This window comes from Vibrio sagamiensis NBRC 104589, assembly GCF_007990935.1.
Taxonomy (GTDB): domain Bacteria; phylum Pseudomonadota; class Gammaproteobacteria; order Enterobacterales; family Vibrionaceae; genus Vibrio; species Vibrio sagamiensis.
In genome coordinates this window covers 1-26,549 of the sequence record NZ_BJXJ01000039.1, presented here as the reverse complement: position 1 = coordinate 26,549, position 26,549 = coordinate 1, and the positions used below count along the sequence as shown (strand labels likewise).

Annotated in this window: 19 protein-coding genes and 1 pseudogene; 3 read left to right on the top strand and 17 right to left on the bottom strand. The window is 36.1% G+C overall.

Going from position 1 to position 26,549, the window contains the following annotated elements:
* Positions 1 to 214: 214 nt before the first annotated feature.
* From VSA01S_RS16060 to VSA01S_RS16005, 12 genes and pseudogenes are all read right to left on the bottom strand, one after another.
* Positions 215 to 4,393 carry an Ig-like domain-containing protein gene (locus VSA01S_RS16060; RefSeq protein ID WP_103021952.1) on the bottom strand — a complete coding sequence of 1,393 codons (4,179 nt, stop codon included), beginning with the start codon at positions 4,391 to 4,393 and terminating at the stop codon, positions 215 to 217.
* A 48-nt stretch (positions 4,394 to 4,441) separates the two neighbouring features.
* Positions 4,442 to 5,023 carry an outer membrane beta-barrel protein gene (locus VSA01S_RS16055; protein ID WP_039983187.1) on the bottom strand — a complete coding sequence of 194 codons (582 nt, stop codon included), beginning with the start codon at positions 5,021 to 5,023 and terminating at the stop codon, positions 4,442 to 4,444.
* Between the two features lie 150 nt (positions 5,024 to 5,173).
* Positions 5,174 to 5,431 carry an acyl carrier protein gene (locus VSA01S_RS16050; protein WP_039983189.1) on the bottom strand — a complete coding sequence of 86 codons (258 nt, stop codon included), beginning with the start codon at positions 5,429 to 5,431 and terminating at the stop codon, positions 5,174 to 5,176.
* A gap of 117 nt (positions 5,432 to 5,548) precedes the next feature.
* Positions 5,549 to 6,367: a hypothetical protein gene (locus tag VSA01S_RS16045; RefSeq protein WP_039983191.1), complete on the bottom strand. Its 819-nt coding sequence runs from the start codon at positions 6,365 to 6,367 to the stop codon at positions 5,549 to 5,551.
* A 53-nt stretch (positions 6,368 to 6,420) separates the two neighbouring features.
* Complete coding sequence (locus tag VSA01S_RS16040) at positions 6,421 to 7,500, bottom strand: HBL/NHE enterotoxin family protein (RefSeq protein WP_010644719.1); 1,080 nt, start codon at positions 7,498 to 7,500, stop codon at positions 6,421 to 6,423.
* A gap of 52 nt (positions 7,501 to 7,552) precedes the next feature.
* Positions 7,553 to 8,677, bottom strand: a complete 1,125-nt coding sequence (locus VSA01S_RS16035; RefSeq protein WP_039983192.1) for a hypothetical protein — start codon at positions 8,675 to 8,677, stop codon at positions 7,553 to 7,555.
* Between the two features lie 826 nt (positions 8,678 to 9,503).
* Complete coding sequence (locus tag VSA01S_RS16030) at positions 9,504 to 10,040, bottom strand: hypothetical protein (RefSeq protein WP_039983208.1); 537 nt, start codon at positions 10,038 to 10,040, stop codon at positions 9,504 to 9,506.
* Positions 10,041 to 10,052: 12 nt separating this feature from the next.
* Positions 10,053 to 11,120: a phospholipase effector Tle1 domain-containing protein gene (locus tag VSA01S_RS16025; protein ID WP_039983209.1), complete on the bottom strand. Its 1,068-nt coding sequence runs from the start codon at positions 11,118 to 11,120 to the stop codon at positions 10,053 to 10,055.
* Between the two features lie 79 nt (positions 11,121 to 11,199).
* Positions 11,200 to 11,643, bottom strand: a complete 444-nt coding sequence (locus VSA01S_RS16020) for a transcription termination/antitermination NusG family protein (RefSeq protein ID WP_039983211.1) — start codon at positions 11,641 to 11,643, stop codon at positions 11,200 to 11,202.
* 503 nt (positions 11,644 to 12,146) lie between these two features.
* Positions 12,147 to 13,292, bottom strand: coding sequence for a replication initiation protein (locus VSA01S_RS16015; RefSeq protein WP_227739663.1), 1,146 nt, complete (start codon positions 13,290 to 13,292; stop codon positions 12,147 to 12,149).
* 887 nt (positions 13,293 to 14,179) lie between these two features.
* Positions 14,180 to 14,329 (bottom strand): annotated as a pseudogene (locus tag VSA01S_RS16010) (IS6 family transposase); the annotation flags it as partial.
* 228 nt (positions 14,330 to 14,557) lie between these two features.
* On the bottom strand, positions 14,558 to 15,448 hold the full coding sequence (locus VSA01S_RS16005; protein ID WP_039983222.1) for a LysR family transcriptional regulator: 891 nt from the start codon (positions 15,446 to 15,448) through the stop codon (positions 14,558 to 14,560).
* A 116-nt stretch (positions 15,449 to 15,564) separates the two neighbouring features.
* Here VSA01S_RS16005 and VSA01S_RS16000 point away from each other — a divergent pair, with 116 nt between their 5' ends.
* Positions 15,565 to 15,990, top strand: coding sequence for an ester cyclase (locus tag VSA01S_RS16000; protein WP_039983212.1), 426 nt, complete (start codon positions 15,565 to 15,567; stop codon positions 15,988 to 15,990).
* A 227-nt stretch (positions 15,991 to 16,217) separates the two neighbouring features.
* Here VSA01S_RS16000 and VSA01S_RS15995 read toward each other — a convergent pair whose 3' ends face one another.
* From VSA01S_RS15995 to VSA01S_RS15980, 4 genes are read right to left on the bottom strand one after another with little or no spacing between them, the layout of a single operon-like run.
* Positions 16,218 to 17,417: a phenylacetate--CoA ligase family protein gene (locus VSA01S_RS15995; protein WP_039983213.1), complete on the bottom strand. Its 1,200-nt coding sequence runs from the start codon at positions 17,415 to 17,417 to the stop codon at positions 16,218 to 16,220.
* Positions 17,417 to 18,718, bottom strand: a complete 1,302-nt coding sequence (locus VSA01S_RS15990; RefSeq protein WP_039983214.1) for a hypothetical protein — start codon at positions 18,716 to 18,718, stop codon at positions 17,417 to 17,419. The genes VSA01S_RS15995 and VSA01S_RS15990 overlap by 1 nt, the downstream gene beginning before the upstream one ends.
* Positions 18,693 to 19,913: a hypothetical protein gene (locus tag VSA01S_RS15985; protein WP_039983215.1), complete on the bottom strand. Its 1,221-nt coding sequence runs from the start codon at positions 19,911 to 19,913 to the stop codon at positions 18,693 to 18,695. The genes VSA01S_RS15990 and VSA01S_RS15985 overlap by 26 nt, the downstream gene beginning before the upstream one ends.
* 28 nt (positions 19,914 to 19,941) lie before the next feature.
* Complete coding sequence (locus VSA01S_RS15980) at positions 19,942 to 20,742, bottom strand: TauD/TfdA family dioxygenase (protein WP_050567456.1); 801 nt, start codon at positions 20,740 to 20,742, stop codon at positions 19,942 to 19,944.
* A gap of 1,007 nt (positions 20,743 to 21,749) precedes the next feature.
* Here VSA01S_RS15980 and VSA01S_RS15975 point away from each other — a divergent pair.
* Positions 21,750 to 22,976 (top strand): DUF819 family protein, encoded by a 1,227-nt coding sequence (locus VSA01S_RS15975; protein WP_039983217.1) that lies wholly within the window; start codon positions 21,750 to 21,752, stop codon positions 22,974 to 22,976.
* A 991-nt stretch (positions 22,977 to 23,967) separates the two neighbouring features.
* Here the strand turns inward: VSA01S_RS15975 and VSA01S_RS15970 are convergent.
* The gene (locus VSA01S_RS15970) at positions 23,968 to 25,044 is read right to left on the bottom strand and encodes a replication initiation protein (protein WP_039983083.1); all 1,077 of its coding nucleotides are present in this window, start codon (positions 25,042 to 25,044) and stop codon (positions 23,968 to 23,970) included.
* Between the two features lie 1,082 nt (positions 25,045 to 26,126).
* Here VSA01S_RS15970 and VSA01S_RS15965 point away from each other — a divergent pair.
* Positions 26,127 to 26,549 (top strand): DUF6923 family protein (locus VSA01S_RS15965; RefSeq protein ID WP_443098133.1); only part of this gene is annotated, 423 nt, incomplete at its 3' end.

Here is a 26,549-nt window from a genome sequence, read left to right as displayed (position 1 = left end):
GAAATAATTGGTCAGATACCTCGCTAATGTTAGACCAGTTGAGGAAATCGTTTTTTTCTTCTAGAGAAAAGAAATTGACAAGCTATTCACTTAGTCATAAAGCGTTCCCCTGCTGTGATGCACAACTAGCATTGGGTTAATTAGATAATATTTACTACAGCCCCATCAGTGTTAATCAAGTAAATAGCGATGTTATTAATAAATAAGAATGGCACTAAGGTCCCGCTGAGGTTTCGACCAACGCAATATATGGTTGAGCCAATTTTGGTGGCACATCCGAAATACTTCCCCATGTTTCCACACTCCAATCATTTTTTATCACCATAAATGACCCCAGACTAGAATACAGACTTCGAATACCATTTCCATTAGCATTAACTGAATCGGGGACTTGACCTCCTTTACTCGAGTCTCCCCAAGTCACCACTTGGCCATTTTGGTCAACTGCAGCAAATGCTTTTGTTGTTGCTTTGATTGTTGCATCAGGTTTAAGGCTCACACCAAACACTTTTCCATCCTTAAAGTCATTCCCCCATACATATACTGAACCATCTTCAGCTATGGCGGAGAAACCGTCACTGCTATTGGCAGGGATAATGGTTTCTATATCAGCTAATGACTGAGGAAAGGTATCTTCCGTATAAAATTGCCAAGAAGAAACGGTTTTATCCCACCTCAACAAGGCAAATTTATTATTGTTGGCAAAAATACGTCGCACCCTTGTGGTATCCATTTTAATAGGCATTTCACCAGCCCGACTATTATGGCCCCATGCCAAGACAGAATTATCCCCCATAAGGGTAAGGAACGAATTACTCGTTGACACAATGTCTTTTACCCCTGCAGAAAAGTCCAACTTAAGGAATGTCCCCATACCATCGCCTTGACCCCAATAACTCAGAGTTCCGTCATACTTCATTCCCACAAATGATACGCCACTTGCATAGACGTCTTTGATGTCAGTGTTATAATCTGGTCCACTAATCGAATCTGGATATCCTCTACCCCATGTCTCAACTGTGCCATTTTCTTTCAAAGCAGCAAACCCTATAAAGTTTGAAAAAATGTCTAGAACGTTCCCCGTGAAATCGATATCACTACTATCACCACCATCATAAACAGACCCCCAAGTTACTACTTGCCCGTCGGATTTCATCGCAGCAAAAGCAAAATCAGCGGTATAAACTTGTACAACACCTTCACTCAGTTCAGAGCTAACACTGCTGCTATCCCCCCCAGTAAAGTCTCTACCCCAAGTCACAACAGAACCATCACTTTTCAACGCAGCATAGTCTGTTTGGTTGGAATATATCTTCTCGACTTTACTCGATAGGTCAACGTCAGAACTATTTGCCCCAAAGCCTGATCCCCAAGTCACGACCGAACCGTCATTTTTAAGTGCGGCAAAAGAGCTAAAGGCTGAATATATTTCTTTAGTAACACTGACTCGATAAACACTATACTCTGAGGTAATGCGACCATAGATATCACGACCAATAACGTCTAAACGAAGATTTAAGTCTGGGTTAGTTGACTGGTATGAATAAGCAGATGCCGTCGATACAATCAAACCATCAATGCTCCAAACATACTGATACTGTGAAGCATTACATCTTGCACAAGTCACATTGGAATTTAGTACACCGCCAATCTTAGGTATTCCTGTTACTGTTAAAGATGTAATTTCTGGTTCTGGCGGAGGTAATATATCAACTGTCACAGAGCCTTGAGCAAAAAGAGCAGGCTCATGGCTATTTTTTACCGTATATACAAATGTATCTTTACCATAGTCTCCAACCTTAGGGGTATATATTAATTTTTTGTTGATATCATCAATAGTAACATTTCCTAAAGATGCACCAACGGCACTAACTAAAGTGAGCGGCTCAGCGTTTACATCAGAAGTGCTGATTTGAGAACTTAAGTCGATCTCCACAGCCATACTTGCCCCCGTGCTCACCACAACATCATTGGCAATAAGACTATGGTTGGTATTCAGTGTAGATAAGATTACGATATCCCCAGTATCTATCAAATCACCATCAGACACGGTATATACTAATCTATCCATACCGATATACCCGTTCGGAGTATACGTTATTGATTGCCCATTTAAGGTAACAGCTGCTGGGGAAGTCGCCGGGCTTAATTGGGTAATCAACAATCGTTCAGTCGGTGTTTCAATATCCGATATATAAACAGAGAGATCTACCGTTTTGGCTACGTCGGAAGTGGTTTCAATAGACACAATATTTGCGACCGGTGGTGTGGGATTTTTAGGTACTACTGTTACCATTAGTGTTGCCATTGTGAGCCCACCTTGGCCATCACTAATAACGTAAATGATTTTATCACGACCTATGAAACCATTTGGCTTATAGATTACCTCTAATGCATTGTCTGGGTTTACATAAACTTCCCCAATAGCAGCAAGGAGATCAACTATTTCAAGTGAATCTCCATCTTCATCAAATACGTGTTCAGACAACGAAATAGTTTTTGAAAAATCAGAGTCTGACACTGTTACAGAAATTGCTTTTGCCACTGGAATTATATTCTCTGGCTTAGAGTCATTTACAGCCACATTTATAGAGCCAATCGCAGTAGCACCATTGCCATCAATAACAGTATAGGTGAACTGATCTAATCCACGAAAATGACCAGGCGTATAACTTATCTTCGTGTCTGCAACTTTGACCGCCCTACCATCAGCACTGTATACATTTTCAATGATTAATGAATCACCATCGGCATCAGAAATAAGCCTCAAATCAACCAAGTTAAATGTCCATGTGGCTAAAGTATTAACATCCAAGATATGACTATAATTTTGTGCTTCTGGAGGAGAATTGGGAAGTGCTGGCTCAGCGCTTTCTGAATTCACAACCACATAAGCAGAAGCAATCCCACCTTCTCCATCCTCTACAATGTAAGAGGCTTGATCGATACCGACAAAACCATTAGGGGTAAAGGTAACAATGTCTCCATTCAATGAAAACCGCTCTGATACCGAGATCAGTTGAGTTATCATTAATGACTCGCCATCAACATCTGACACTTGTTCAGCGAGATTCACACTAATATTTGTATTATCGACTGTTGTTAGCGTAACATTCTTTGCTACTGGCGGTGTATTTTCAGGGGATGGCATACCATTAATGACAATAATGATCGTTGATGTACTCTCTAAACCACTACCACTGACTTGGTAATTTATAGACGCCACTCCTGGTGTTTGTGCTTGGTAGTGAAAAGATGAAGAATTAATATTTGAAATGTTACCTAAACCGGTTTGATCTTCAACGCGAGTGAGTTTCCATTGATCCATGTTTTGTCTGGACACTGATTGATTGACATCAACAATGACAGAGTCACCTTGATCTATGGTTAGTGTCTGCGGATATGCCGTAAGTATTGGCTCTTCTGGGTTCGCTGAAGAATCCGTGACTTTCACCGTGATCGTTCCTATGGCATTGGCACCGTGACTATCTGACACTCGATAAGTAAACTGTTCAGTACCACGAAACTCTCCTGGTGTATAAACAACACGGTTATCACTCACAAGACGCGCTCGATTATTGGTGCTATATAAACTATCAACCATCAAAAAATCGTTATTGGCATCGCTCATTAGAACCGATAAATCGATATGAATGTTAGAGCGCTCTGCAGCATCCATCGCGATAGTTTGATCTTCTGCTTCAGGAGCAGTGTTAGCATCTGTTGAATCAACTGAATTGGCAATGATATATCCTAAAGCATAGCCACCTCTCCCATCATCAACACCATAGACAGCTTGGTCTGTTCCAATATAATCACTAGAATCAAATATGACTTGATGACCATCATCAGCCAACATGAAACGGCCACTTCCAGAGATAAGGGTTGTTACCTGTAGCGTATCATCATCGTCATCTGAAATAAAATCACGTAAGTCAGCACTAACATTAGAATCATCTTTTGTCTCTAAGCTGAGATTTCGAGCAACTGGCGGTGTATTTCCAACTGTACTACCACTATTTACTGCTAATACAATTTGTGAATTTGAGGATAAATTACCATTTGTTACTGTATAGTTTATATGCCCGATCCCTTCCTTTTCAGCAGAATAATCGAAAAAATGATCATTTTTAGATGATATTTTTCCTAACTCACTCTTGTCATCTAGGATTGAGAGCTTCCAGTTAAGGATATTTTCGGCTAACACAGAATTGGAAACATTCACACTTTGTACTTGACCTTTTTTAATAACAAAAGCTTGTGTTAGCGCAACTAATTGGCTCGATTTTTCCTTCGGTTCCAAAAGTTGATTTTTGTTATCATCGTCACTGCAGCCCGTAACAATCGTGAATAAAACAGTGATCATTAATGGTAAAAAACCTCGATAACGCATACTTCCCCCACCTGTTGTTGATATCACAATCACTAATTCAATTTACTGTTATAAATAATCAAAGTACCAGTCAAAACCGACTGTCAACATATGATGATTAGTGTGACCCACCTTTTCATTACCGAGACTTTTCGTGTATTGATAATCTAGCCGTGTAACTAATGCAGAATTAAAAACATACTCAATGCCTCCCCCAACAACGGGAGCGAAGCCTTGTTCATTAGCCTCTCTGAGTCCATGGCTTTCACCTAACCACGCAGCCCCACCGATCCTCGCATATGGATAGAAAACATTTTCAACTGGATATCCAATCTTGGTACTCAGCACCAATTGTTGGAAGTTAGCCTTAATATGACCTAGTGAGTATTGGGCATAAGCCTTTCCTAAGTACTGATAACTAAGCTCAGAGGCAACGTATTTGTTCATAACAAAGCCCAAATGTGCGTCTCCAGCAAGGTGAATAGTCTCGTTGTTATAGGCTGATTTATTTTTAATCTCACCATAATCACCAATCCCAATAGATCCACCTAAATACCAATTTTGCTTAAAGTCACCTTCAAATGCTTTTAAAGGAAGGCTTATAGATATAAAAATTAAAATACAATATATATAACTGTTTTTTTTCTTCATATTTACTCACCAATCATAATTAATTCCATACTTTTAAAATTCATACCCAAATGACTTAAATTTTTTACACAAAAAATTCGATATGTGGTCATTTAGGTATTACAATTAATATTCATTCAGTCTTAACAAATTAAGTTAAACTGCAATTCTCTAAAGAGGCTCATCGGATATGATAAGTTCTACAATTTCCCTTAGGGATTTACTCATAATCCTATTGTCCATATATTTAAATATATCAATACCGTAATCATCCATTATAAAAACTTGCAGCTCAATTAGATCCATACTGTCCAAGCCAAATATTTCTAATGCATGATCAGCATCTACTTCTTCAGGCTTAGAAAATTCCGGTCTGATAGTAAAAATAAAGTTACACACATATTTTAATAAATCAGTTTCACTGACCATATTCTTATCTCCATAATTTATTATTAAGCAATGAAAATTTCTTTTTGATTAAATCAAAAAATATCTACAACAAATATCAATGCAATTGATAACCATATAATTTAAAACTTTGTCATTTTATGAGGCATCGTGGATCAGAGTTTTCAACTCCTGGTTTGCGGCCATAAAGTAAAGTCTTATCTGGTCACGGTTCGTAATGTCGCCATGTTGAATATCGCTAGCAATATTGTCGATGTCTCCTACGATAAAACTTATAGAGTTAGCAACCTTGCCTACTTTATCCATAACGTCACTCAAATCTTGGGTGAAGTACTGCGTTTGTAATAAAAAGGACTCTTGCTGATTGATTTGATTCTGTGTTGCCCTAACCTGCGACTCTAAATGGTGGACTTTATCCTGAGCATTCGAAATAAGCACTGCTAACGCAATTAGACCAGGTATGCCAAAGATACCGAGGCCTATTAGGTAGTATTTCTGCTTATTCAGTGCATCCAGTTCCCGCTGTTCACCATCAAGGTTAGATTGAAGCCCAGCAATAGTGGCTTTCAAATCTACGGTAATGGTTTGTAACGCTTGGCTGTTCTCAGCGATAGTCTTATTTGCTTGTCTCACTTGCTCCAAACAATCATCCACAGCCACCTGCGTCGACTTTGCCTCTTGTTGCACGTGGTCAACAAAGCTTTGTAGCTCTACATCCGTTTCCGTATCTAGTATCGCCAGTTGGTTATTGATCTCATCATCTATCGAGTCGACAAACGATAGGGCATCAGCTTGCATACTTTGTATTTGGGGGACAAGATGATTAACGGTCGTTTCCATACTTTGTTGGATGGTAACGGCATTACGAGGCAAGCCACTGAATTGAGCAATCACTTTTTCAGAAGCCTGCATGTTGGCAATAGCTTGTGACAAAATGCCATCAGTTTTGGTACCCATAAAATTCTCCGAACGACCCCAAAACGCCTGTCTTAGGGTCGATTAACAAAAGATTAAGCGGCTAACCCGTTAACATAATCAGCGAGAGTCGCATTGCTCGGTACAATGACTGGGCTCACACCGGCCATTTGTGCCTTGGTAATGTTGATGTCAGTGATGACATCTTTTACAACCGTGTTAGCGGCCATTAGCCACATCTTGCGAACAGCATCGGGAGATTTGATACCAGTACTAATGTCTTTGCTCAGCATGTCTAAATCAGAGGAAAGTGCATCCCAAGAGTTGCTCATTTGAGAGGCAGCCGTAACGGCGTTCTGAGCTTGGTTTTGAAGGCCCGCAAAACCACTACTAATTGCAGAAGCAATGTTGACTTCTGCTGTTAGCGTTGAGCGTTGTTGATAAAGCGCTTGGCGCGAATTTAGTGAGTCTTTCAAAATCTTAGCACCAGCCGCAATGCCTGCGGTACCTGCTACCATCATAGCAACACCACCAATAACCACAGGCGTTGATGTCCCAGCAGTAACAAAGTCAGCCACTGCGCCGATCGCAGTAACGAACGCACCGCCGACAATTAAAAATCCGCCCGCCACAATGCTGGCAATAGAACCACTAACAGCGGCATTCAGTGAATCGATTTCGCCACTTAGTTTATTTAGGACACCATTATCACCGCCTACTTTGCTGTTTAGGTTTGTCACTACCGCTTGGAAGTTACCCGAGTCCTGAACCAGCGAGTCATGCAGACCCAGGATCACAAGGCGTGTGTTACTTGATACTTCTTGGTATTTTCTCGCTTCATCTCGAAGCACCGCTAGTGCATCAAGCCACTCCTTTTTTGTTGCGCCTTCAGGACACATAATTGGAATCGTTTGATATAGCGCAAAGTAGTTAGAAATATTGGTAATGTTGTCAAAGATCTCTGGTTGAATGGTATTGAGGTATTGATTGGCGTGGCCTTTTGCAGTGGCCAAACCCGCATTAATTTTCGTTTGGTCATCATGCAGGTCAGGGAATTTGCCAAAATCAACTGGCACTTGCTGCAGTACACTGTTGCAGTAGTTTTGAATTTGAAGAGCCTGTGAATTTTGAGCGACCATACCTTGGTCAATGGCAACGGCTGTTCCTGTAAGCATATTAGTTTCCTTTGAGAGTTATTTAGGGTGATTAAGATTTGTCGTGTGGGGATTAATTGGTTATTCCGGCATATACCGCTTTGATGTTGTCAATTTGATCGTCAAGCGCGTTCCACTCGATATCTCCGAGTTCCAGAGCATGAATCACATTCAGGATTTCTTGTTCAGTGCTCGCACTGGCGACAATGGTGGCCGCCGCCGCAAATTGGTCAGCAACGTTGTTCCAATGCGTCTCAACATTGGTCCAGGCACCGTAAGTTAGTGCTACCTGATCTATGAATAAATCGTTCTGAGCTTGAATGGATTTTGCTGCGCTCAATAAGCTATTTTCTTCCGCTAGATCTTGATACAGCTCGGCCAATCTCTCATTGTTTCTTGCCAATTGACGGACGGCCTCGCTCGCCTCTGTTGTACCGTCCATGATGCTATTGATGCCTGAGATGATGTACTGCGTAGAAGGCTTGGAATGGTCGGATTCAAGTTCACCATCCTCCGAAGACTCCCCTTTTGGCTTGCCGGTGTGATCAACTTTTATCGAAGCAATAATGGCTACGCCAATTTTCCCAATCCCTTCGCCAACCTCTTTACCGCCGTCGATAATAGCTTGAATGTTGGCTGAAATTTCTTGGTTGAGCTGCGTAATCTCTTCAACTTTTTGCTTGATTTCTTGATTCAACGCCTGTTCGATATCATTGATAACCTCAGTGTATCGAGCGTCGATATCGCTCAATTCTGTATTCATAACGCCAAACTTTTGAAAAAGAAGTTTGCTTTGTATCGCATTAGACTCGGCTTCACCTTTTAGGGTGTTGAACTCTTGAGCAATCATGGAAGCATTTGGCAGAAACCCATCCGTCCCTTGCTCGCGTAAGATACTTCTTAGTGCACTTGCAAGAGCGGAGAAACTCGATCCGAGAGTCAAGTCAGAGATCAGTTCTGACATGTTAGCGTTTGTATAAACGTGGGCTTGCATCTTCAGTTGTTCTTGAAAAGCTGCTGACTTGACCGCAAGATCTGAGCTGAGGTGATCAGAGTAAAGTTCCTCTTGATACTGCAGTAAGTTGGCGTATTTCTGGTTCAACAACGCGCGCTCAGAAGAACTCAGGTAATCCGTGAGCAAATCTGAGCAGCCAAGATACAGCTCCCCTTTATTAAAATGAGTTATTTGAGTGTTCATGATTGTCCTTATGTGGTTATGTATACGTGTAAAAACATATTTATCTAAGATCAAGAACGTAGATAATATAGAATTGTTAATAATTTTATATGATGTTATACTTTAAAAAAGCATTTCATATTAAATGAATGATTCAAAAAACAATTCAATTAAAATATAAAATCAACCATTAATTCTCTTATCGGTCAGTAAATTAAGATTGATAACACTTCCATATTAAATATAAAATCACGTCATCGACACGAAGTTAAAATATATTTATTAGATTTCTTTAAGATCAAAATAGGCATAGCTTAGATTATAGGTAATTCGTTTATATCAGTCTTATTAAGTCATGACTGGCCCCAAAATTATATCAATTTCGATACCTAAAGTTCTTTGAAGAAAAACAAAGATTCTAAAGGCACCGTGGTTAACCGAAGAATTAAAAATGAAGTATTTTTTGATATCGCATTAATATTTTAAAGGCATATAAAAACCATCAAAATATTTTCATTTCTTATTATTTTATTACATGAGTAATATCGATAATAGGATGATACATAGCTGAAATACCATATTTCTTCTTTCCATTCACCTCGTTCGACAGCAAATTTAGCCTAGTTACCTCCATCTTTTGGATAGCTCTGAAAGCCCCTCTGACTCCAGAAGTATATCGAGGGTTTTGACGAAAACATCATCTTCATGAAAAATATGGCTTTCAATTTTTAATATTGATAGGTTGAGTAAATATATCCGTTATAGTTACAGTTATTTTATTTACGATAAGATAAGATTCACACTGCATAAAATGACAATTGAGTCTATTTACTGGAGGATTAATAATTCACAGCGATACAGTGGGCGCTTCTCTGGTATGAAATTCTATCCTTACTCTAATAAAGTTGTCATCATGCTCAGCCTCAATACTTTTAATGGTTTTTTCCGATGCTAAGGCAACATTGATATCATCTTTAGGCAAAAATGAGTCGTTTAAGGCTCCAGGGGTGAGCCTCTTTATCTTTAACTTGGCTTCTGTTAAGCACTCATCCTTATAATTGCAGACCCTAAAGGTATTGATACTAGGGACCAATACCCTACTTGCTAAGTGGCTTTTATCTAAATAAATAACGCCATCTGGTACTCTTTCGTCTTTATACAGGCGAACATACATATAATGATTAACAATACTTTTTGAGAGATAAGTAATTTCATCAGTGATGGTTTCTGAGTTTTTATAAACCTCATCCCGAGCCATTTCTCTAATGATATTACTCACGTCTACTTTTGCCTTATCAAACAAGTAGTGCCCTAAATAATCCGCAATAAAAACCAGAGCAGAGGCTACCCCTCCAGATAATAGCGTTTTCACTTTAAGATCCATCGCCACACCTTATCAATAGCCAGAAAACAAAGTAAAATGTACACCTTGCAACCCTTCTGGATTATAGTCAGGATCCTCACTCATTCTCATATATACTGAAGGGTGAATAACTGGAAAAATTGAACCATCTGTGACGATATGATCATCTTTAAGTACACATACTTTTCGACTCTCTAGTGTTAACAAACAAAAGAGCCCTTTTCTCTTTTTGTAGTGAATATGGCTCAACTTGTTTGGCTTTATAGTAAGATCAGAGTCATCAATGATATCTCGGTATACCATGGGTAGCGACTCATCTAACGAAAGACTTTCTGAATCGAGTGGGAAAGTTGGCAGCATTTGAAGTTTCATAAGGAACAACAACCATTCGATAGCATTTAACATGGTCAAGTCGGATAAGCCATCATTTAAAAATCCCCCTCCTATATCGGAATGAACACCTGAAAACCAAATTTCGTCCACTCGTTCAGGATCATGGTTCAGTAAGCTTGGTTGAAAAGCAAGACGATGTTCATCAATACTCACCATATGTAGAGCTTTATTCACAATTGGAGATAGATAAAAATTTTGATGGTATAAGGTTTCACAACTTGGCCTAGAATCATCACTTAAATCAGGAACACCGTCACTAATGACCGTGTCAAATAAACACAAGAAAACGCAAGGTTGTACATAATAGCCAGCGTATTCTTCTATTAATGTAACAAATTTCCTTGCGATGGCCGCCCCTCGAGAAAACCCTGTAATAATAATCTTGTTGCCTGCTGTGTACACACTAGCAAAGTCATCCATAGCTTTATTTAAAATATCTTTTTTATCCCCCTGAGAGAAAGCAAATATGGCCTCAAAAGCATTATTGATTGTATTACTATAAGTACCAATACCTTGGTAATAAAAACTCGCCTTGATATTTTCTCTACTGGATCTTCCGTATCGATGATCCTGGTGTAACCCTCCTCCAAATAAAAGATGAAGCTTTAGGATATTGGATATACTCTCACCTTTTTTTTCAGCATCATATGAAGAATTCAAGGGTTCGTTACCTGTACCATCGAAGTTAAAAATAATTGTATTACACATTATACTCACCACCTCCTTTTAGTAAAAAAGCATCAATTAATACTAAAACATAATAATTGCCTTGCTAAACATGAGTCACTTATAATTGCTTAACATCTTGATATACAATTAACTTTCTCATCATTCCGATACGTTCACTACTATTGATTTCACGACACATTATTGAATAAAAGCAATTATTATAATCAACACCTTCAATAACATCGTTTGAAGCTTTTTTTAATTGGCTAATACATTCAACCGGAATGGTCGCCAACTGATTAGATGAGCGAACAAAATATGACACTCCACTTAAACACAGGATTTGTGAAAACCTTAACTGTGAATAGTCAAATCGAACAAAAAGGTAGTTTTCAAATAATGGAATATTTTTTTTTCTAAACTTTCCAGGTCTGTCCTTGCGTGCTTTACTGATGTTCAACATAGGCTGAAAAACTTCAACATCGAATCCTTCAAGTAACCGAATTAAATTTTTATTATTATTTTTACCAAAATCACAATAAAGCAGAAACCATGCTTCCATTCAAAGTCTCCATGATTAATCGCCAAAATAGCTCCGCCGAAATTGTGCCCAATTTGGCTCAACCTCACACATATAAAACTTATTGCATACTGGATAGTATACCTGCCTAGTAAGCAGGTCCGAGTTAATGTATAATTTCAACAAATTATAGACGAGCGAATACAGAGGACCTGCCTAGGCTAAAAAGTCCACTTTTAAGCATAAAATTTTTAACCCTCAGCGAGCATATTTCGACAAAACCGAAAGATCCTAAGTAGAAATAAGGACCTTAAATTTTAAAAATCAAGCATCTTATACAGTTATAATGTTTTTTACCTTTATGTTTATTAGAAAGAACTTAATTAAATGTGAGGCTTTTTTGTGAAAATCACATTATTAAGAATGAAAATGTTAGCTAGAAAGAGGTAAACCCTATTTTAGTATTAGTAGATATAGCGAGATTCCTGTGGAGTTTGCTAAAAACTTCCATAGACATCGATTTTTAAATACTTTTATATTAAGTTTTATTCTTTTTTGAACCATCTAATTGGAACAGTATTTTTTACTCCAACTTGAAATAGATTTTTTTCACTTCCTGGTTCGATTATAGATTGAAGAAAGCAGTTACCTGATACAGCATAATTAACATCTTTTTTTATCTGAATTATTTCGGTCAAGGGTATAATCTCTGGTCGAGAGAGTACTCTTTCGATAATTGATTTGTACTTTGTTACTGTCTGTCGACAAAGTTTAGATAATCTTGCTATAGCGGTATAGGTTACTTTTTCTTTATTGGCTACAATCTGTTGTGTGGCTATGAGGATTTTTTTTGCATTATTGAATTTACGCTCCTGGTGAGTTCTCCTTGCAGACAATGATTGCCGATGGGCTTGAGGCAATGTATTGTCGAGATTCATTATGCCTCGGTTAAAGCACTCATTTCTTATATATTTTTCCCACGTCCAACGTGCCACACTTTTTGTTGTTGCTCTAATTTCACTGAGACTAAGATTGCAATTATAGCCTTGAGATATAAAGTCGTTACATTTCTCTGCATATTGCTCTAAACGTAACTTAAAAGCTTCATAGTGACTATGTTCTCTATCATATTCTACAATGCTGTATGCATAATGACGTAATTTTTCAAACAAGGTGCAATTGCGCGATCCGCCTATTTCTGCTTTGCCTTTTTTCTGCCAGCTAGGGAGAGGTTCAATATCAACATGAGCAGCAAGTTCGGACAGTTCATAAATGTAATCATGAAATTCGGTGGTGCACCAAATTGGGTGATGTGGTGTCTTTGCAATTACTCCCGTATAGGAAGGATCAGCATCCATCGTTTTTGCCATTGCTTTATAAACAAGCTTCATGAACCTAACAGGTTTCTTTCTAGCATTATTACTGATACAAACAGGAACAATGGCATAAAACAAATGAGCCGTATTCTTATTTCTATCACGAACAACAAAATTAGGAGTTGGTAAATTCCGATCATCCCATACATTAGGGTTAGAATGGTCCAAGTCAAACACTAACCAAGAAATCATATCAGCGCGATTAGCCTGCATATATGGTTTTTTAATTGCGTAGTCTCTAGGACGAATATATGTTGCGACTTTAGTATCACCGCACCGAGAAAAATATGGTGCGGTATCTAGAAAACGCTCCATCGCTAGATGACCTATGTGAGAGTGTTCTTTCTGTATTTGATTAATCATAATTATAACACACGCAGCTTACGTATAAACTGTCAGCAAGAATAATTGCGAACGTTGGGTTAATGAACATTAGATAAATATCTAAACTTCATCATTAGGTTATAATGAATAACATCAAAAACTAAAAGTTCCATTAGCGAAATAGATTAACTAAAGAAATATACTCACTTAATTAATATTGTCTAGCTTTATTTTTATTAACCTTTAACAGAACAACACCGAGTAGCTACTAACAATATCATTTTTACCATGAAATTGACAATTAGGAAAATAAAAAGACCTTGAAGGTTTCCTGAAGATAAAATAATTTCATCTAGTAGATTAGCATGACATACTTCAAGCTACTTTTGACAGAATCATAAAGTAAATTTATTTAATATTCAATATCTTGATTTTACATATAATTCAGATATGAAAAATAATATTAGAGTAACTAATATATCTGCGAAAATATCGAATTAAAACCAAGGGCGAATGCACCTATTACTATAAGAAGAAAATATATGTATAATGTAGTCGATGCTAAAGTTGAATCTTATGTTTTTAATACTAGTTTATCTACATGTAATGTACCTTAAAAAGGACAGCGAGACTCTAACACAACCAATACCCTATTAACTAAAATCTGGCGCGAGACAGGAAGATTTGAACTTCGCACTTCAAGCAACTTATCAGGAGCCAGCATAGGACGAACTGCACCAACTGGCCCAGTTTTTGTAAGAAGGTAAACTGGCTTTCTTTAAAAATTGAAGGTGTTTCTAAGGGGCCTATCTGCGCATCTCAAATCGCGAAGGTATTGCAGAACTCATCCATAAAAACAGAGCTCTCTGCTCCCCACCATGACGTAACCAAAAATCAAATTGTCCCTTATTTAACACCCTTACTCCTCCATGGCCTTGAATCGTTGACCAAACCAACTTTCGTAATTTGAAGCAATCAATCGCTTCGATAAGCTTTTTAATTAGAACATGGCCAAATTCAAATGAATTAATAACGGTATCACTTCTGATACAGGATAGGTGTATATGAATTAACCAGCGATAAATGGTGGAACACCTCGTTCAGCTGAAATTGGCATAGCTCATAGCGGTAGAGAAATACCAACTGGCGATCCATAAGAAAAGTTAGGGGTAAAATGTCACCATTTGAATTCAAACTTGGTCATAACATATTGCTCAGTAATGGATCATAACTAAACGTTTTTACAACAAACCCCGTTATAAAGAAAAATAAGCCTGAAGATCTTCGATAAAAACTTTAACCTTTTTTGGTGTATTGCTGCGTTCACGATACAATGCATAAACAGCTCTCTTTGATAACTGGTAGTCTTTTAGTACCTCAATTAATTGACCATTTTTCAGTTCTTTTTCTGCTAATTCCCTTGGAAGCATTGCCACACCATAATTTTTCTTTAGTACCTCTTTTACAGCTTGCACACTATTAACAGAAAGCGATGGTGCAACCTGTATAGCCTCTTGGTGCCCTTTTCTAGTAAACAGCCATGTTTTGTAATTTTTCAAGTTTGGATCTTCTACAATTCTGTGTGAATGCAAATCCATCGGTTGTAGAATTGGAGTTGTATTATGCAAATAATCTGGTGACGCACAAATAATATTGCCATGTTCAGTAACCTTTTTGGCCACTAAATCCAAATCTTGCTTAACTAATTGCCCTGACCGAATTGCAACGTCATAACCTTGTGCTGAAATATCATCGAGACCATCATCAAGAAGCAAATTCATCCTTAATTTAGGGTATTTAATACTAAAGTTACATATAAAGGGCATCAGTAAAATTTCAGTCAGACCGTTGGGGGCAAGAATATTTAAAGTTCCAGACATCTCATGACTAGCAAATCTTACAGCATCATTTAGCATCTCGAGTTGAAAAATCAGAGTATGTGACTCTTGATAGTATTGATATCCTGCATCAGTGAGAGAAATAGTTTTTGTTGAACGATTCATCAACCGAGTTTCAAGATAGCTTTCAAGATCGCGCACATTACGACTGACAAGAGATTTAGATACTCCTAGTTTCTTGGACGCACTCGTAAAACTGCCTTCTTCTACTGTACTAATAAATGATTTAATTAACGTTAATAAATTCATAACCACAACCATTGTTGACTATTTGTAGACAGACTATCAACCTTTTTTAGCCTATTCAATGTTCATTATTTAATGAATAATAGAATTAATTCAACAACTAACTAAAAGGTAAAATTATGACAAGTAAACAAGTTCAAACTGTTAAAGATTACTTTACATTTTGTGTTGATGGTAAAGCAACAGAGCGCGTGGGGGAGTTTTTTGCTGAAGATGCTCTAATTCACCGACCAGATTGTGGTAACACTTTAAAAGGATTAATAGAGTTTGAGGCTAAGCTAAAGTCTTGCGTGACCGAACGATATGAAAGCCTAGAAACAAGCTTTCAACGTATTGTTGAAGCTGGCGATCAAGTTATTGTCGCATTGACTCACAGAGCAAAGAATGCCAATACTTGGATGGATTTCGATGTATCGGGCAAAGACTTAACCTGGACAAGCCTTACCTACTTCCGATTTAATGAAGCAGGCAAGATCATTGAAGAAATCGTAGAGCGCAACGAGCTAAATATGGCCACTCAGCTGGGGTTAAAAATATCCCAATAAATGAAATAAAGGTGTAAAATAGACATAAAGGACACAATATGTGTCCTTTTTTAGGAACCTTTAGAAAAAGAGCTTGTAGCAAAGATATTGAAAAAATCGTTGCGGAAAATGGATTTATCTTGCTCCCTCAGCTTCTTCGGAAAGAGGGGTACTAGGAATGAATCCGTTTTTGTGAGCAAAAAATGAAAATCAATACTACTAAGATCAAGAACTCAATTCAGCATACATTAGCGTCTATCCACTACCTTAATGATCTTTTGGCTTAACGTCGATTTAATCAATTCACCTAGACTGACACAGCCCACCTTCAACTTTAAGGCACCTTTAAATTCATCAATCAAAAACAATGCTTCAAGGCGGTGAGTTAACTGCTGTAAATCACACTCGGAAGAGTTTACAAGTAACCGGATATCAATCACCTCTACACTGTTTTCACTTTCAAAATATTGCACTATTTGCCAATCTAAATAACTTTCTAATAAATGGGCAACAGCTTTGAGCTCGATGTTTATATCAGCGTAGGATAACCATTGTTCATTCCTGCCTTTCACTTCAAGTAAACGATATTGTTGATTATCAAAATCGAATATCGACAACTTACCAATATCACCTATAGAATATCTGACAACAGGAAAACGCTTTCTTGATTTTATCGTTACAACAATAGCACCATAGCCATATTCATCTGGATCGATAATTTCAACATCAGCGATCTCATCAACAATAATAAATTGATTTTTTGATAAAAATTTTGAATTATGGAATGCCCAAGGACCTGTTTCTGCTGAGCCATAAACTGAATAGATGTCTGGGTTATCAAATGCTTCCATAATAACATGTTCTTGGGCAGTAAATAATGGATTAGAAGCATAAAGTACCGCCGATTTTGGCCTTATTAAACCACGGCTAACACAATGATAAGCATAATCAGCCAAGATAATTGGGGGGCCTGCGATGATATCTGGACAAAAGTATTCAATTAGTTTATCCACGTCTTCATTAGTACAATTAGAGCCAATTGGTAAACTCGTTACGCCTGAATCTGTTGCAAGTTGATTAAAAAGTTCTAATGAACGATACATGTTCGTACCCGTAAATAAATTAGCCATAATATGGTTGTCATAAAACGGGCCTAAAAAAGGAAGTGACAATGCTTTGGCCATCAACTTGCGCTGCAAATTCATCTCTTTATTATCCCAAGGAAAGAAGAAACTTTTTGAACTCGCATCCGTTGAGCCGCCAGTAGGTGACCAATAAACAGATTGCCAAAATTTATCTGTTGGTTTGAACTTTTTTCTTAGATATTCAATCGCGACATCATAATCATCCTTTTTTAGTACAGGACATTCCCAAAAGTGATCCACATCATTTTTAACTAAGATATTGTAAAAAAAATTATTTTTTAAGTCTTTAACAAACAAAACCATTACCTCCTTGTAAACTGACGCCCATAGAGATTACATAAAAAACAACCAGAAATACATATACATGCACCTATATAAAAGATTAAAAAAGTGACTGGACTGTTCCTTAAATTTAAAAATATAATCATCATTAAAACCGAGCAGAAAAAGAAACTATATGAGATACCAATAGCTAAATTCACCTTATTAAACAATCTAAGAATATAAAATAAGGATTGACGAATAAAATCAAAGAAAATCAGTATCAAAATTAAGTAAGCTTCTTGGCTGGCTACTTTATAAGAATCACCACTTAGATTAAAAATTGACGTTAGTATAATTCCTAAACATGGGATTAAAATCAAAGAAACTAATATTGAGTACTTCAATGCACTTTTTAAAATGTAATTAATTACAATTATCATGGCTTTTTTTGATTGCTTTATTGATTGATATTTAGGTAAAGTAATCATAATTCCATTAGAAAAGCCAGTGATCCAAAATGAGGTGAATAAAAATATTTGTAAACTAACTTGAATAGCAATCACGTAGTGTTCTTGGTAGGTAAGAGTCAATAATATGATAATAGCAATGACAATAGCATCAGATGCATACACGACTGACACTTTGCAGCCTTCATAAATTAAATTAACTATCTTTGTTCTATTTATTCCCTTTAAATAAGAAAATAAATCATAGGTCACAACTTCCTTTTTAATCGAAAAATACAAGAGATGAAAAAGGTTATACACAAACCCTACTCCGCACCCTATTGAAAAGCTAATAATCGACAGTTCAAAAAAATAATGAATTATTAAAGTAAATAAAATACAGAGCACAAAAGTGATTATGTTGGTTTTTCTTATGATAGATGTATAAGAATGCGATAATAAAAAATAGCGTAGTGTCGTTGAGAATATGAATGGTATCAAACCAAATAAATAAGTGATTATAAACTTCACACTGAGCTCACCATGCGTTTGGCTCGAGATAAACATAAAAACAGACATAAATATGATAACAGCACATGAAATCATACAGCTAACAGTAAAGAAACTTGCTAAGCATTGTTGATATTCTATATTATTTTTAGCTTTTGCAACCTCCATACCAATAATACTCAACATTCCAAATATGACCATATTAACAACATTGATAATTGACATAACATAAGATAAAATCACGATTCCTTCTGTGGAAACTCGGGTTGCAAATATTGTCGCAAACAATCCACGACCATAGGCAAAGATATTAACAAAAAAAATCGTTACCGCTATCTTTTCTGTCTCGGATGTGATTTTACATAAAACATGCCGCAACCGCATACCCTCCTCTTGATAGAGCGACGATCCGATCTGGCGAGGTACGAAAGTAGCCTGTACCTTGATACAAGCCATTTAAACTCAAAATCATGCCAACACTACGGCAAGGTGTATATTCATTATTAAAAAATATATCTATCTTTTTTTGCGTAAGGTAGGGCTGAACAACATATAAATCATTCATTACTGATATGACATGTTTAATATCGGAAATTGGAGTTTCAGAACCTATATACATGCCATCGCCTTTACCACTCAAACACTTTTTAAGAACCCAATTACTTTTATTTTTTAAAATTTCATTTTTTACATTATCAATTAGATAAGTAGGAATAATATGCTGAAGTAAATACAATGTATCTTGCTCATTGAGATAACGTGACATGATCTCAAAATCTGATAAACATACGAATAACCTCTTATCATGAACAATCATTATCGTTCTGATATCATTGACATAGTTTACATTTAATATGATATTCTCAGCTATACGTGGATCCAAATTATCCAGCTCTGATTGATGTAATTCCATAATAAGTTGTTCACAGTCAACACCTTTGCCTTTTAAAGAATTACCTTTCAAGTATAATTCACTTGGTTTAATATCAATAACATTTACATTTTTATAGCGTAGATAACTCTTTAGTGTATTAATATCATATCCTTTTTCTTTATCTCGCAATATAAATATAGGCTTGGCTAAATCAAATTTCGATAAGTAATTATCTACGATTTCCATCAATTCATCTTCAAACTTCAATATACCAGCATAATCTTCCGTTAACTGTTGATTTAAGTAATAAGTTGAAATAAAGCCATTAAATGTAAATCGAGCGTTAACTTCGCAAAGTTTAATATCACCACTTTCAGAGAATAAAAAATCTGGCCTAATAGAGAACAAATGATAAGGTTTATGAGTCGATAGTTTTATTAGTTTCTTTTGCTTGCTAGTTAAAGGGAGTATTTTTTGAATTTCCTCATCTATAAAATAATTTTCTACGATACTTTTAATTGCTTTAATTAGTACATCATGTATTTTTTTTATTTCATCATTAATACTTGATTTAATCATCAATGGGAATGGACTAAAATCTTTCCCATAATAATTGAGATTCATTTTACCCGATAAGTTTATAATAAACTTCTTATAAATTTCAGAATAATCACTTAAATTATTATTTGGAGTTTTATGCTTCATATATCATTCTCTTATATTTATAATTAGCCTAAACCATTGAATAATGTCTATCTATAAAAAACCTTATCCTCATTAGGTGCCTATCTTTATCTATGATTTTAGTTCTTGCATGTAGGTATCTTCTATTATCTAAAATGAGAATTTGATTATCATTGAGCTCAAACCATCGATTTAAAAAAGGGGATTTACATAGTTGATCAAATTCATCAAGTGCAATTTTTAAGTTTTCACTTAAAGATGACTCAACGATTAACTCCTTACGGTATCTCACATTTAGATTTGCATCTATAATATGTGCATTAATTGTTTCGACATCCCTTTTAAATTCAAGAGGAACTTTAATCTCTACAGCTTCAGTTTGTAGTGTTTTTATCGATGATTGACTAAGGTGCTGGATAAGTGTCGATGCATCAACAAATAAATTTTTCCCTCCTCCTAATTTATCCGATCGAATACATTGAAGTGCGAAAAAATTAGGAACATGTCGTTCATATGAACAATCCGTATGCAATACAAACTCATCAAGTTTATGTGAACGCGCTAATACTTCATTTCCATTAATTCCACCTTGCTTAATGTGCCATATAGCATCTTCATCCGAACTATGAGTATGAGCTCTCCCTAAAGTAGAAACTATTTTTTCCAAGATAGATGTATTTTTATTATCAAATCCAACATCAATAATTAGCAATCCAATTTTATTTAAAATGAAGTTGTATAAATCGATTGGTATTAAAGCATCAGCACTATCTAACTTATGAAAGCACATTTTTGGTAATTTTAAGCTTTGATAACTTTCCATCACCTTTAATTCTGCGTTACACATCATTTATGAATAACTCCATCAAAATTCTACTTTATCTCGTAATTTTTACTCACTATCATTCCTATTGAATGTTGCTTATGCCCTTGAACCTTTGATGGCTCTATAAGTAAACAATAATAAAAACAATAATAAATCTTTGAAAATTAACTACTTAACATGCTAGTAAAGATTAAAAATGTTGGATGAAATGTTTCTAAAAATGTGATCAATAAAGTAAAAATAGTTACTGATTTCGAAAATGTTCGTAACTATAAAATTTTAAATAGGATTGATCACAAGCCATCAATTTATTGTTCTGTTTGAATAAAAATTAAGCCTGTTTACCTTGATTTTGTCTTCAGAACCACTCGCTATTATGAGACTTTTCTTATCAGCCATATCAATTTCTAGAATAGATTTTATTGTCATTAAAGACGGCACTATTTGATACTGTTTAGCCTTAGTATTTCACAAACAATGGCACAAAACTTATACAGTTGATTAGGTTTTATACGGCAATACGGCAGTGTTCCTCAAAGGTATCTATTTTGTATCCTCCAGTAATTTTAAACAACAAACCTATTATGAAAGCTAATGCACTTTAAATGATTAATAAGGCATACAATTAAGGATAGACCAAGCTATAATTATCCATTTATGCGATCCAGCTAGAATTATTGCAGATCTACCGCCAATAATTAGTGATTTTATTATTAACATAAAAAATACATTCCTGTTGTTTTAACGAACGAATAAAAGAAAGGCATCATTATCTGACACTTTTTAGATTATTATTTTTCTTTTCATATTGATAGCTGTTTATATTCTTATTTCTAATCTAAAAAGAAACTCAGATAAGATTGATCTGATTTATACTTATCAACAATATAAAATCCATAGAAATAATGTATTAAACAAAAAAATCACAGATTTTGCTTATAGTTACAATGTTGTAACAGATAATTCATAGCGCTATAGTCCCGAACTTAAAGAGTGAGGTATTTTTACTCACCTAACAGGAGAAATTACTAATGATTACTAATGATGCTGTCATCATGGGCATATTGGCTGTTATACTTGGCGTAGTTTTTATTACTGAAAGTAGCCAGAATAGTGCACTGAAAAAGTTTTATTCGTTTATTCCAGGTTTATTGTTGTGCTACTTTCTTCCCTCTCTATTGAACAGTTTTGGTATCATTGATGCGTCAAGTTCCAAACTGTATTTTGTTGCTAGCCGTTATCTTTTACCAGCAGCTTTGGTTTTATTGATCATTTCTGCAGACATTCCAAAAATTTTGGGGTTGGGTTCAAAAGCAGTAATAATGTTTTTGACCGGAACAATGGGCATCATTATCGGTGGTCCACTTGCTATTTTGATTATTGACCAAATAAGCCCTGATTTAGTATCCGGTGATGTATGGAGAGGCTTAACAACCGTTGCCGGTTCTTGGATTGGCGGTGGCGCTAACCAAGCTGCAATGAAAGAAGTATTTGAAGTGGATGACCAGCTGTTTTCAGCCATGATCACCGTTGATGTCATCTGCGCTAATATTTGGATGGCCGTTTTACTTATTTTGGCAGGACGTCAAAAGAAAGTGGATGCATGGTTAAAAGCGGATACATCCTCGATCGAGGAAATAAAAGATACTGTTGAAAAATATGAGCAAGAAAATGCTCGTCCAACCACAACAACAGATTTGGTAAAAATGTCAGCTATCGCATTTGGCTTGACTGCTATTGCTCATTTTTGTAGTGATCTCATTGCACCTTGGGTCTCGAATAACCATCCAGAACTGGCAAAATATAGCCTGACTTCTGGCTTCTTTTGGTTGATTGTTATTGTTACTTCCCTTGCTCTTATTGCATCATTCTTTAAATCATCACGAACGCTAGAACACAGTGGTGCATCAAAAGTAGGCTCGTTATTTATCTATATACTTGTTGCTACTATTGGTATGCAAATGGATGTAACAGCCATCTTTGACAACCCAGGATATTTCTTCATTGGCATCACTTGGTTATCAATTCATGCAATTATTATGATTGCTATGGCAAAGCTAATCCGTGCACCTCTATTCTTTATGGCTGTTGGTAGTCAAGCCAATGTAGGTGGTGCCGCCTCTGCGCCAGTCGTTGCAGCTGCATTTCATCCAGCTTTGGCACCAGTCGGTATCTTAATGGCAGTGTTTGGCTACGCTCTTGGCACTTATGGCGCATATATATGTGGTTTGATTATGCAAATGGCTTCTATCGGCTAGTCAAATAATGGTAACAGAGCAGGCCTTTTCATCTAATCTTTACTAGCTGACCATGATGGTCAGCTTTTTTGAACTTCATCTCTCTATAAATATTCATGGACATCTATTTATTTCCAACAATGAATAGCCATAAGAATGTTGTTTTCGAATTTATTTTGTACCTTACTAGTCAATTGAGTTTTATATCTTTAACAGTGTCGACAAGTGCTAAAAGAAGTTAGAGATCTATGCTTGTGTTAAGTTGGTCAACTGTTGTTAATAGCATATTTTCAAGGCATTGTTTCATTTTATCTATCCTATAAGCCTCTGTATGTGCTGGTACAAGCTTTTTCTTTAAGTAATAAGGAGTTTTGATTAGATGTTGCTTCTTGCTCGTTACAACGCTTTTAGATGGCTCTGCTTGGAATTCTCTTACGATAAAAAATATATCCAAGCTTTTTTGTTCGATTTAACCTAGATTGTGATTGCTTAAAAGAAAACAAAAAATCTAATTTTTAATGTGGAAAACTGTGTAAATCTTTGATTTTCCAGTTATCCACATTAGCTATAAAGATCTATATCTTCTATTTAAAACTATAATAACTATTAAATATATAAGATCTATAGAGCTTGTAAGTTGTTGAAATTAAATGGTTAATATGGGTTTAATGATCACTTATTAGGTGTTTGCATTACACTATTTAGGTGCTAATGATCATTTTTTAGGTATATATGATCATTATCAAGGTGTAATGATGACATTATTTAGGTGTTAATGATCGTATATAAGGTGTATTAGTTACATATTTTAGGTGTTAACCTTGTTTTCAGTACACAAATTAGGTGTCTTGAACGATCTATACCGATATTACTGATAGATATTGCCCTTTATTTTTAATGTATGACATATTTTAGGTGTCAATATACTTTTTTCACCTAAAAAGTGTCGTTAAAAATAAAATGAGACCTTTATTTTGTTAGTCATAGGAGCTGCACACCTAAAATATGTCACTTAATAGTCTGGGTTATCACTAATTTCAGATAATGTATCGATCTTATCAAGGAGTGAGTCAATCTCGTCCAGATGGCTGTGTTCATCTTTTGAGTCACGGCCTAATTGTCGTTTAGATAAACTTTCTTCAACTTTGATAGCATGTTGATCTTTACCAATATATCGATATGCAATCGCTAGAGCTTCAAGCTCTGATTCATTTAATGTAATCTTATTTTGTAAACGTTTAAGTTCTAGTTCACGAATAGTTTTCAATGCGTCATGTTGATTAAGCTCTTCGACAGTGCCAAGCTTGATCCAACGAAAAAGAAATTTGATACTGGTTATCGTACGTCCTTTTTTAATGACATCAAACCCTTTCTCTCCCCCTTCTCCCTCTAAGAACAACAACTCTTTCCTGATCTGTGGGTGTTCTGTTAGCTCTTTTATACTTTCTCGTATACAACGTTTCATAAATACACTGTTATTTTTAAAGGAGCTTTTATCCTTTTTGAGTTTACCTGCTTCATCGAGCAGGCCGAAGACCCCTTTCAATTCCTCTAGTTTTTGTTGATGCATCTCAAAGCCTTTATCTTTGAAACGACTCAGTAATTCATAGAGACGCTTTGAGTATTCTTTCTTAACGTCAAAGAAGTTACGTGTATTTATTAGGGCAAAGCCTTGGTTGTATTCGATATATTCTGATTTCAACATATCGTTAGGAACCATTGTTAATGTACCGTTTTTATAAGCGATGTGCTTAAATAATGGACGATAATCAAACTCGACACCATCTTTAGCTGTTTCTACTTTGATACCAATTTTTCGGCTTGCTAAGCGGTTTGCTACAGGACTGAGATTACTCCCAATATGCTTAGACTCGACACCTAGCCATTCAGATAGTTGATGGGAGGTAAATTCATAGTGTGGAGTGCTTCGGTCCCAATCATGGGCTTTCATGTGAGCGATCATCAGAGCAAACATATCTGCTTCACGGGCTGAAAGGTCTTGTCGACTAAAGACAAGCTGATGTCCTTTCTTTATATGTTTAGGCAAGTTGTCACTAACGACTGGATAAAAGTATTCTTCGTCGCTCATCCTAAAATTCCTTAAGTAACACAATATAGGTAATTATGGCATGTTTTAGGTGTTTTGGAAGTATTTTAAACCTAAATTCTGTTATTAATGACTAAATTATGTATCTTATGCTATGTAAGATAAATGTTTTTAAATGTTAGGGTTTTGTTGTATTTGGTGAGTGAAACTCTAAGTGTTTCATCACTTCTGAGCTACAGTTGGCTAAGGTGATTTAAAGGCTAACAACATAGAGTTTGCTTTTTATATTTGTATTGGTATGGCTGCAGTAGGAGTTATTCATTACTGTTTATATTGGTAGTGTGTATTTGGTTATGTTGAAGACCTGCCCTATTCTACTTGCCTTATTGTAATTTATTGGTCGATGTTTGTAATAACGCATTCGCTATATCTGTGACGATTGGCGGTGCTTTTTTGTCATTATTCAGCCTGAATAATGACAGTTTTGAATGCTATTAAAAAGTATCCTGTGAATACTTAATTGATGTATCAACGCTTCATGAATTAGATGCGTGTTACAATGAGTGAAAACGATAGGGAAATTGAGTGTTATAGTCACAGGGTTTAGTAACATAAAAAGTGGTGACTGTGACTATTCAGAGTATTGACTTCTAAATCACAACATCAACTGAGGTGTTATACAAGTTCAGCATCTTTAAATCGATTCGTTGACCCTGAAAAATAAATAAAGATATCTGCAAAACAATATCCCGGAACATACTAAATCCACTTCCCAGTGGTACTTGATCAACTTTTACTAAACATTTATCGGTACTTACGGAAATGTCCCAATAATTTACATGTAGATTCTATTCAAAATGATCCAAATTCATAACTTTTTCCTATTTATAAAAGTTCAGTTTCTACCAAACTAGGCTTTTATATTTCCTAAATATTGGGTGTTATTATTTGTATTATCGAAACTTAACCGATGAGCTTGGATTTTTATTTTAATCGTGTTTTTTCCTAGCCAACCTTCTTCGCTTACAGCTTGAACATATTTTTTTATATGGATAATGAGATCATTAGACGTACTTTGCTTATCTAATCCTATCCTCGATTTTGCTTTCAATCCGTAAGATGGGTTGATTTACGCGAAAGTACACAACGGCAGCTTCATCAAAATCGATCCAGTGGCAAAAATTGTAGTCAGTATCGGTGGTGGTGTTGGCGGTATATTCGGCGCTGCGTATTTTGATGGTGATGGCAACTTCTATATTGGTGACAACACTAGCGGGAGAACTTACAAAGTGGATGCTTCAAACCCATTCCATCTTGCATCCCCTACTTTATCTGCAAACGTTTCAGCTGCAAGTCTTAACGATGGTGCTCGTTGTGTATTTGCATCACTATTAGGCCTTAATAGTACGGTTGATTTGGGTGATGCCCCTGATAGCTACAAAACCACATTATCAGAGAACGGGCCTTGCCATGTAATGGACGGTACCACTTATTTAGGTGCGTTGGTTGACGCCGACACCGATGGGCAAGTGGCTTCCAGTGACGAT

What these genes read in the sequence shown, in the direction of transcription:
- VSA01S_RS16060 (WP_103021952.1), bottom strand. Translation starts at nt 4,393, where the DNA reads ATGCGTTATCGAGGTTTTTTACCATTAATGATCACTGTTTTATTCACG.
- VSA01S_RS16055 (WP_039983187.1), bottom strand. Translation starts at nt 5,023, where the DNA reads ATGAAGAAAAAAAACAGTTATATATATTGTATTTTAATTTTTATATCT.
- VSA01S_RS16050 (WP_039983189.1), bottom strand. Translation starts at nt 5,431, where the DNA reads ATGGTCAGTGAAACTGATTTATTAAAATATGTGTGTAACTTTATTTTT.
- VSA01S_RS16045 (WP_039983191.1), bottom strand. Translation starts at nt 6,367, where the DNA reads ATGGGTACCAAAACTGATGGCATTTTGTCACAAGCTATTGCCAACATG.
- VSA01S_RS16040 (WP_010644719.1), bottom strand. Translation starts at nt 7,500, where the DNA reads ATGCTTACAGGAACAGCCGTTGCCATTGACCAAGGTATGGTCGCTCAA.
- VSA01S_RS16035 (WP_039983192.1), bottom strand. Translation starts at nt 8,677, where the DNA reads ATGAACACTCAAATAACTCATTTTAATAAAGGGGAGCTGTATCTTGGC.
- VSA01S_RS16030 (WP_039983208.1), bottom strand. Translation starts at nt 10,040, where the DNA reads ATGGATCTTAAAGTGAAAACGCTATTATCTGGAGGGGTAGCCTCTGCT.
- VSA01S_RS16025 (WP_039983209.1), bottom strand. Translation starts at nt 11,120, where the DNA reads ATGTGTAATACAATTATTTTTAACTTCGATGGTACAGGTAACGAACCC.
- VSA01S_RS16020 (WP_039983211.1), bottom strand. Translation starts at nt 11,643, where the DNA reads ATGGAAGCATGGTTTCTGCTTTATTGTGATTTTGGTAAAAATAATAAT.
- VSA01S_RS16015 (WP_227739663.1), bottom strand. Translation starts at nt 13,292, where the DNA reads ATGGAGCGTTTTCTAGATACCGCACCATATTTTTCTCGGTGCGGTGAT.
- VSA01S_RS16005 (WP_039983222.1), bottom strand. Translation starts at nt 15,448, where the DNA reads ATGAATTTATTAACGTTAATTAAATCATTTATTAGTACAGTAGAAGAA.
- VSA01S_RS16000 (WP_039983212.1), top strand. Translation starts at nt 15,565, where the DNA reads ATGACAAGTAAACAAGTTCAAACTGTTAAAGATTACTTTACATTTTGT.
- VSA01S_RS15995 (WP_039983213.1), bottom strand. Translation starts at nt 17,417, where the DNA reads ATGGTTTTGTTTGTTAAAGACTTAAAAAATAATTTTTTTTACAATATC.
- VSA01S_RS15990 (WP_039983214.1), bottom strand. Translation starts at nt 18,718, where the DNA reads ATGCGGTTGCGGCATGTTTTATGTAAAATCACATCCGAGACAGAAAAG.
- VSA01S_RS15985 (WP_039983215.1), bottom strand. Translation starts at nt 19,913, where the DNA reads ATGAAGCATAAAACTCCAAATAATAATTTAAGTGATTATTCTGAAATT.
- VSA01S_RS15980 (WP_050567456.1), bottom strand. Translation starts at nt 20,742, where the DNA reads ATGATGTGTAACGCAGAATTAAAGGTGATGGAAAGTTATCAAAGCTTA.
- VSA01S_RS15975 (WP_039983217.1), top strand. Translation starts at nt 21,750, where the DNA reads ATGATTACTAATGATGCTGTCATCATGGGCATATTGGCTGTTATACTT.
- VSA01S_RS15970 (WP_039983083.1), bottom strand. Translation starts at nt 25,044, where the DNA reads ATGAGCGACGAAGAATACTTTTATCCAGTCGTTAGTGACAACTTGCCT.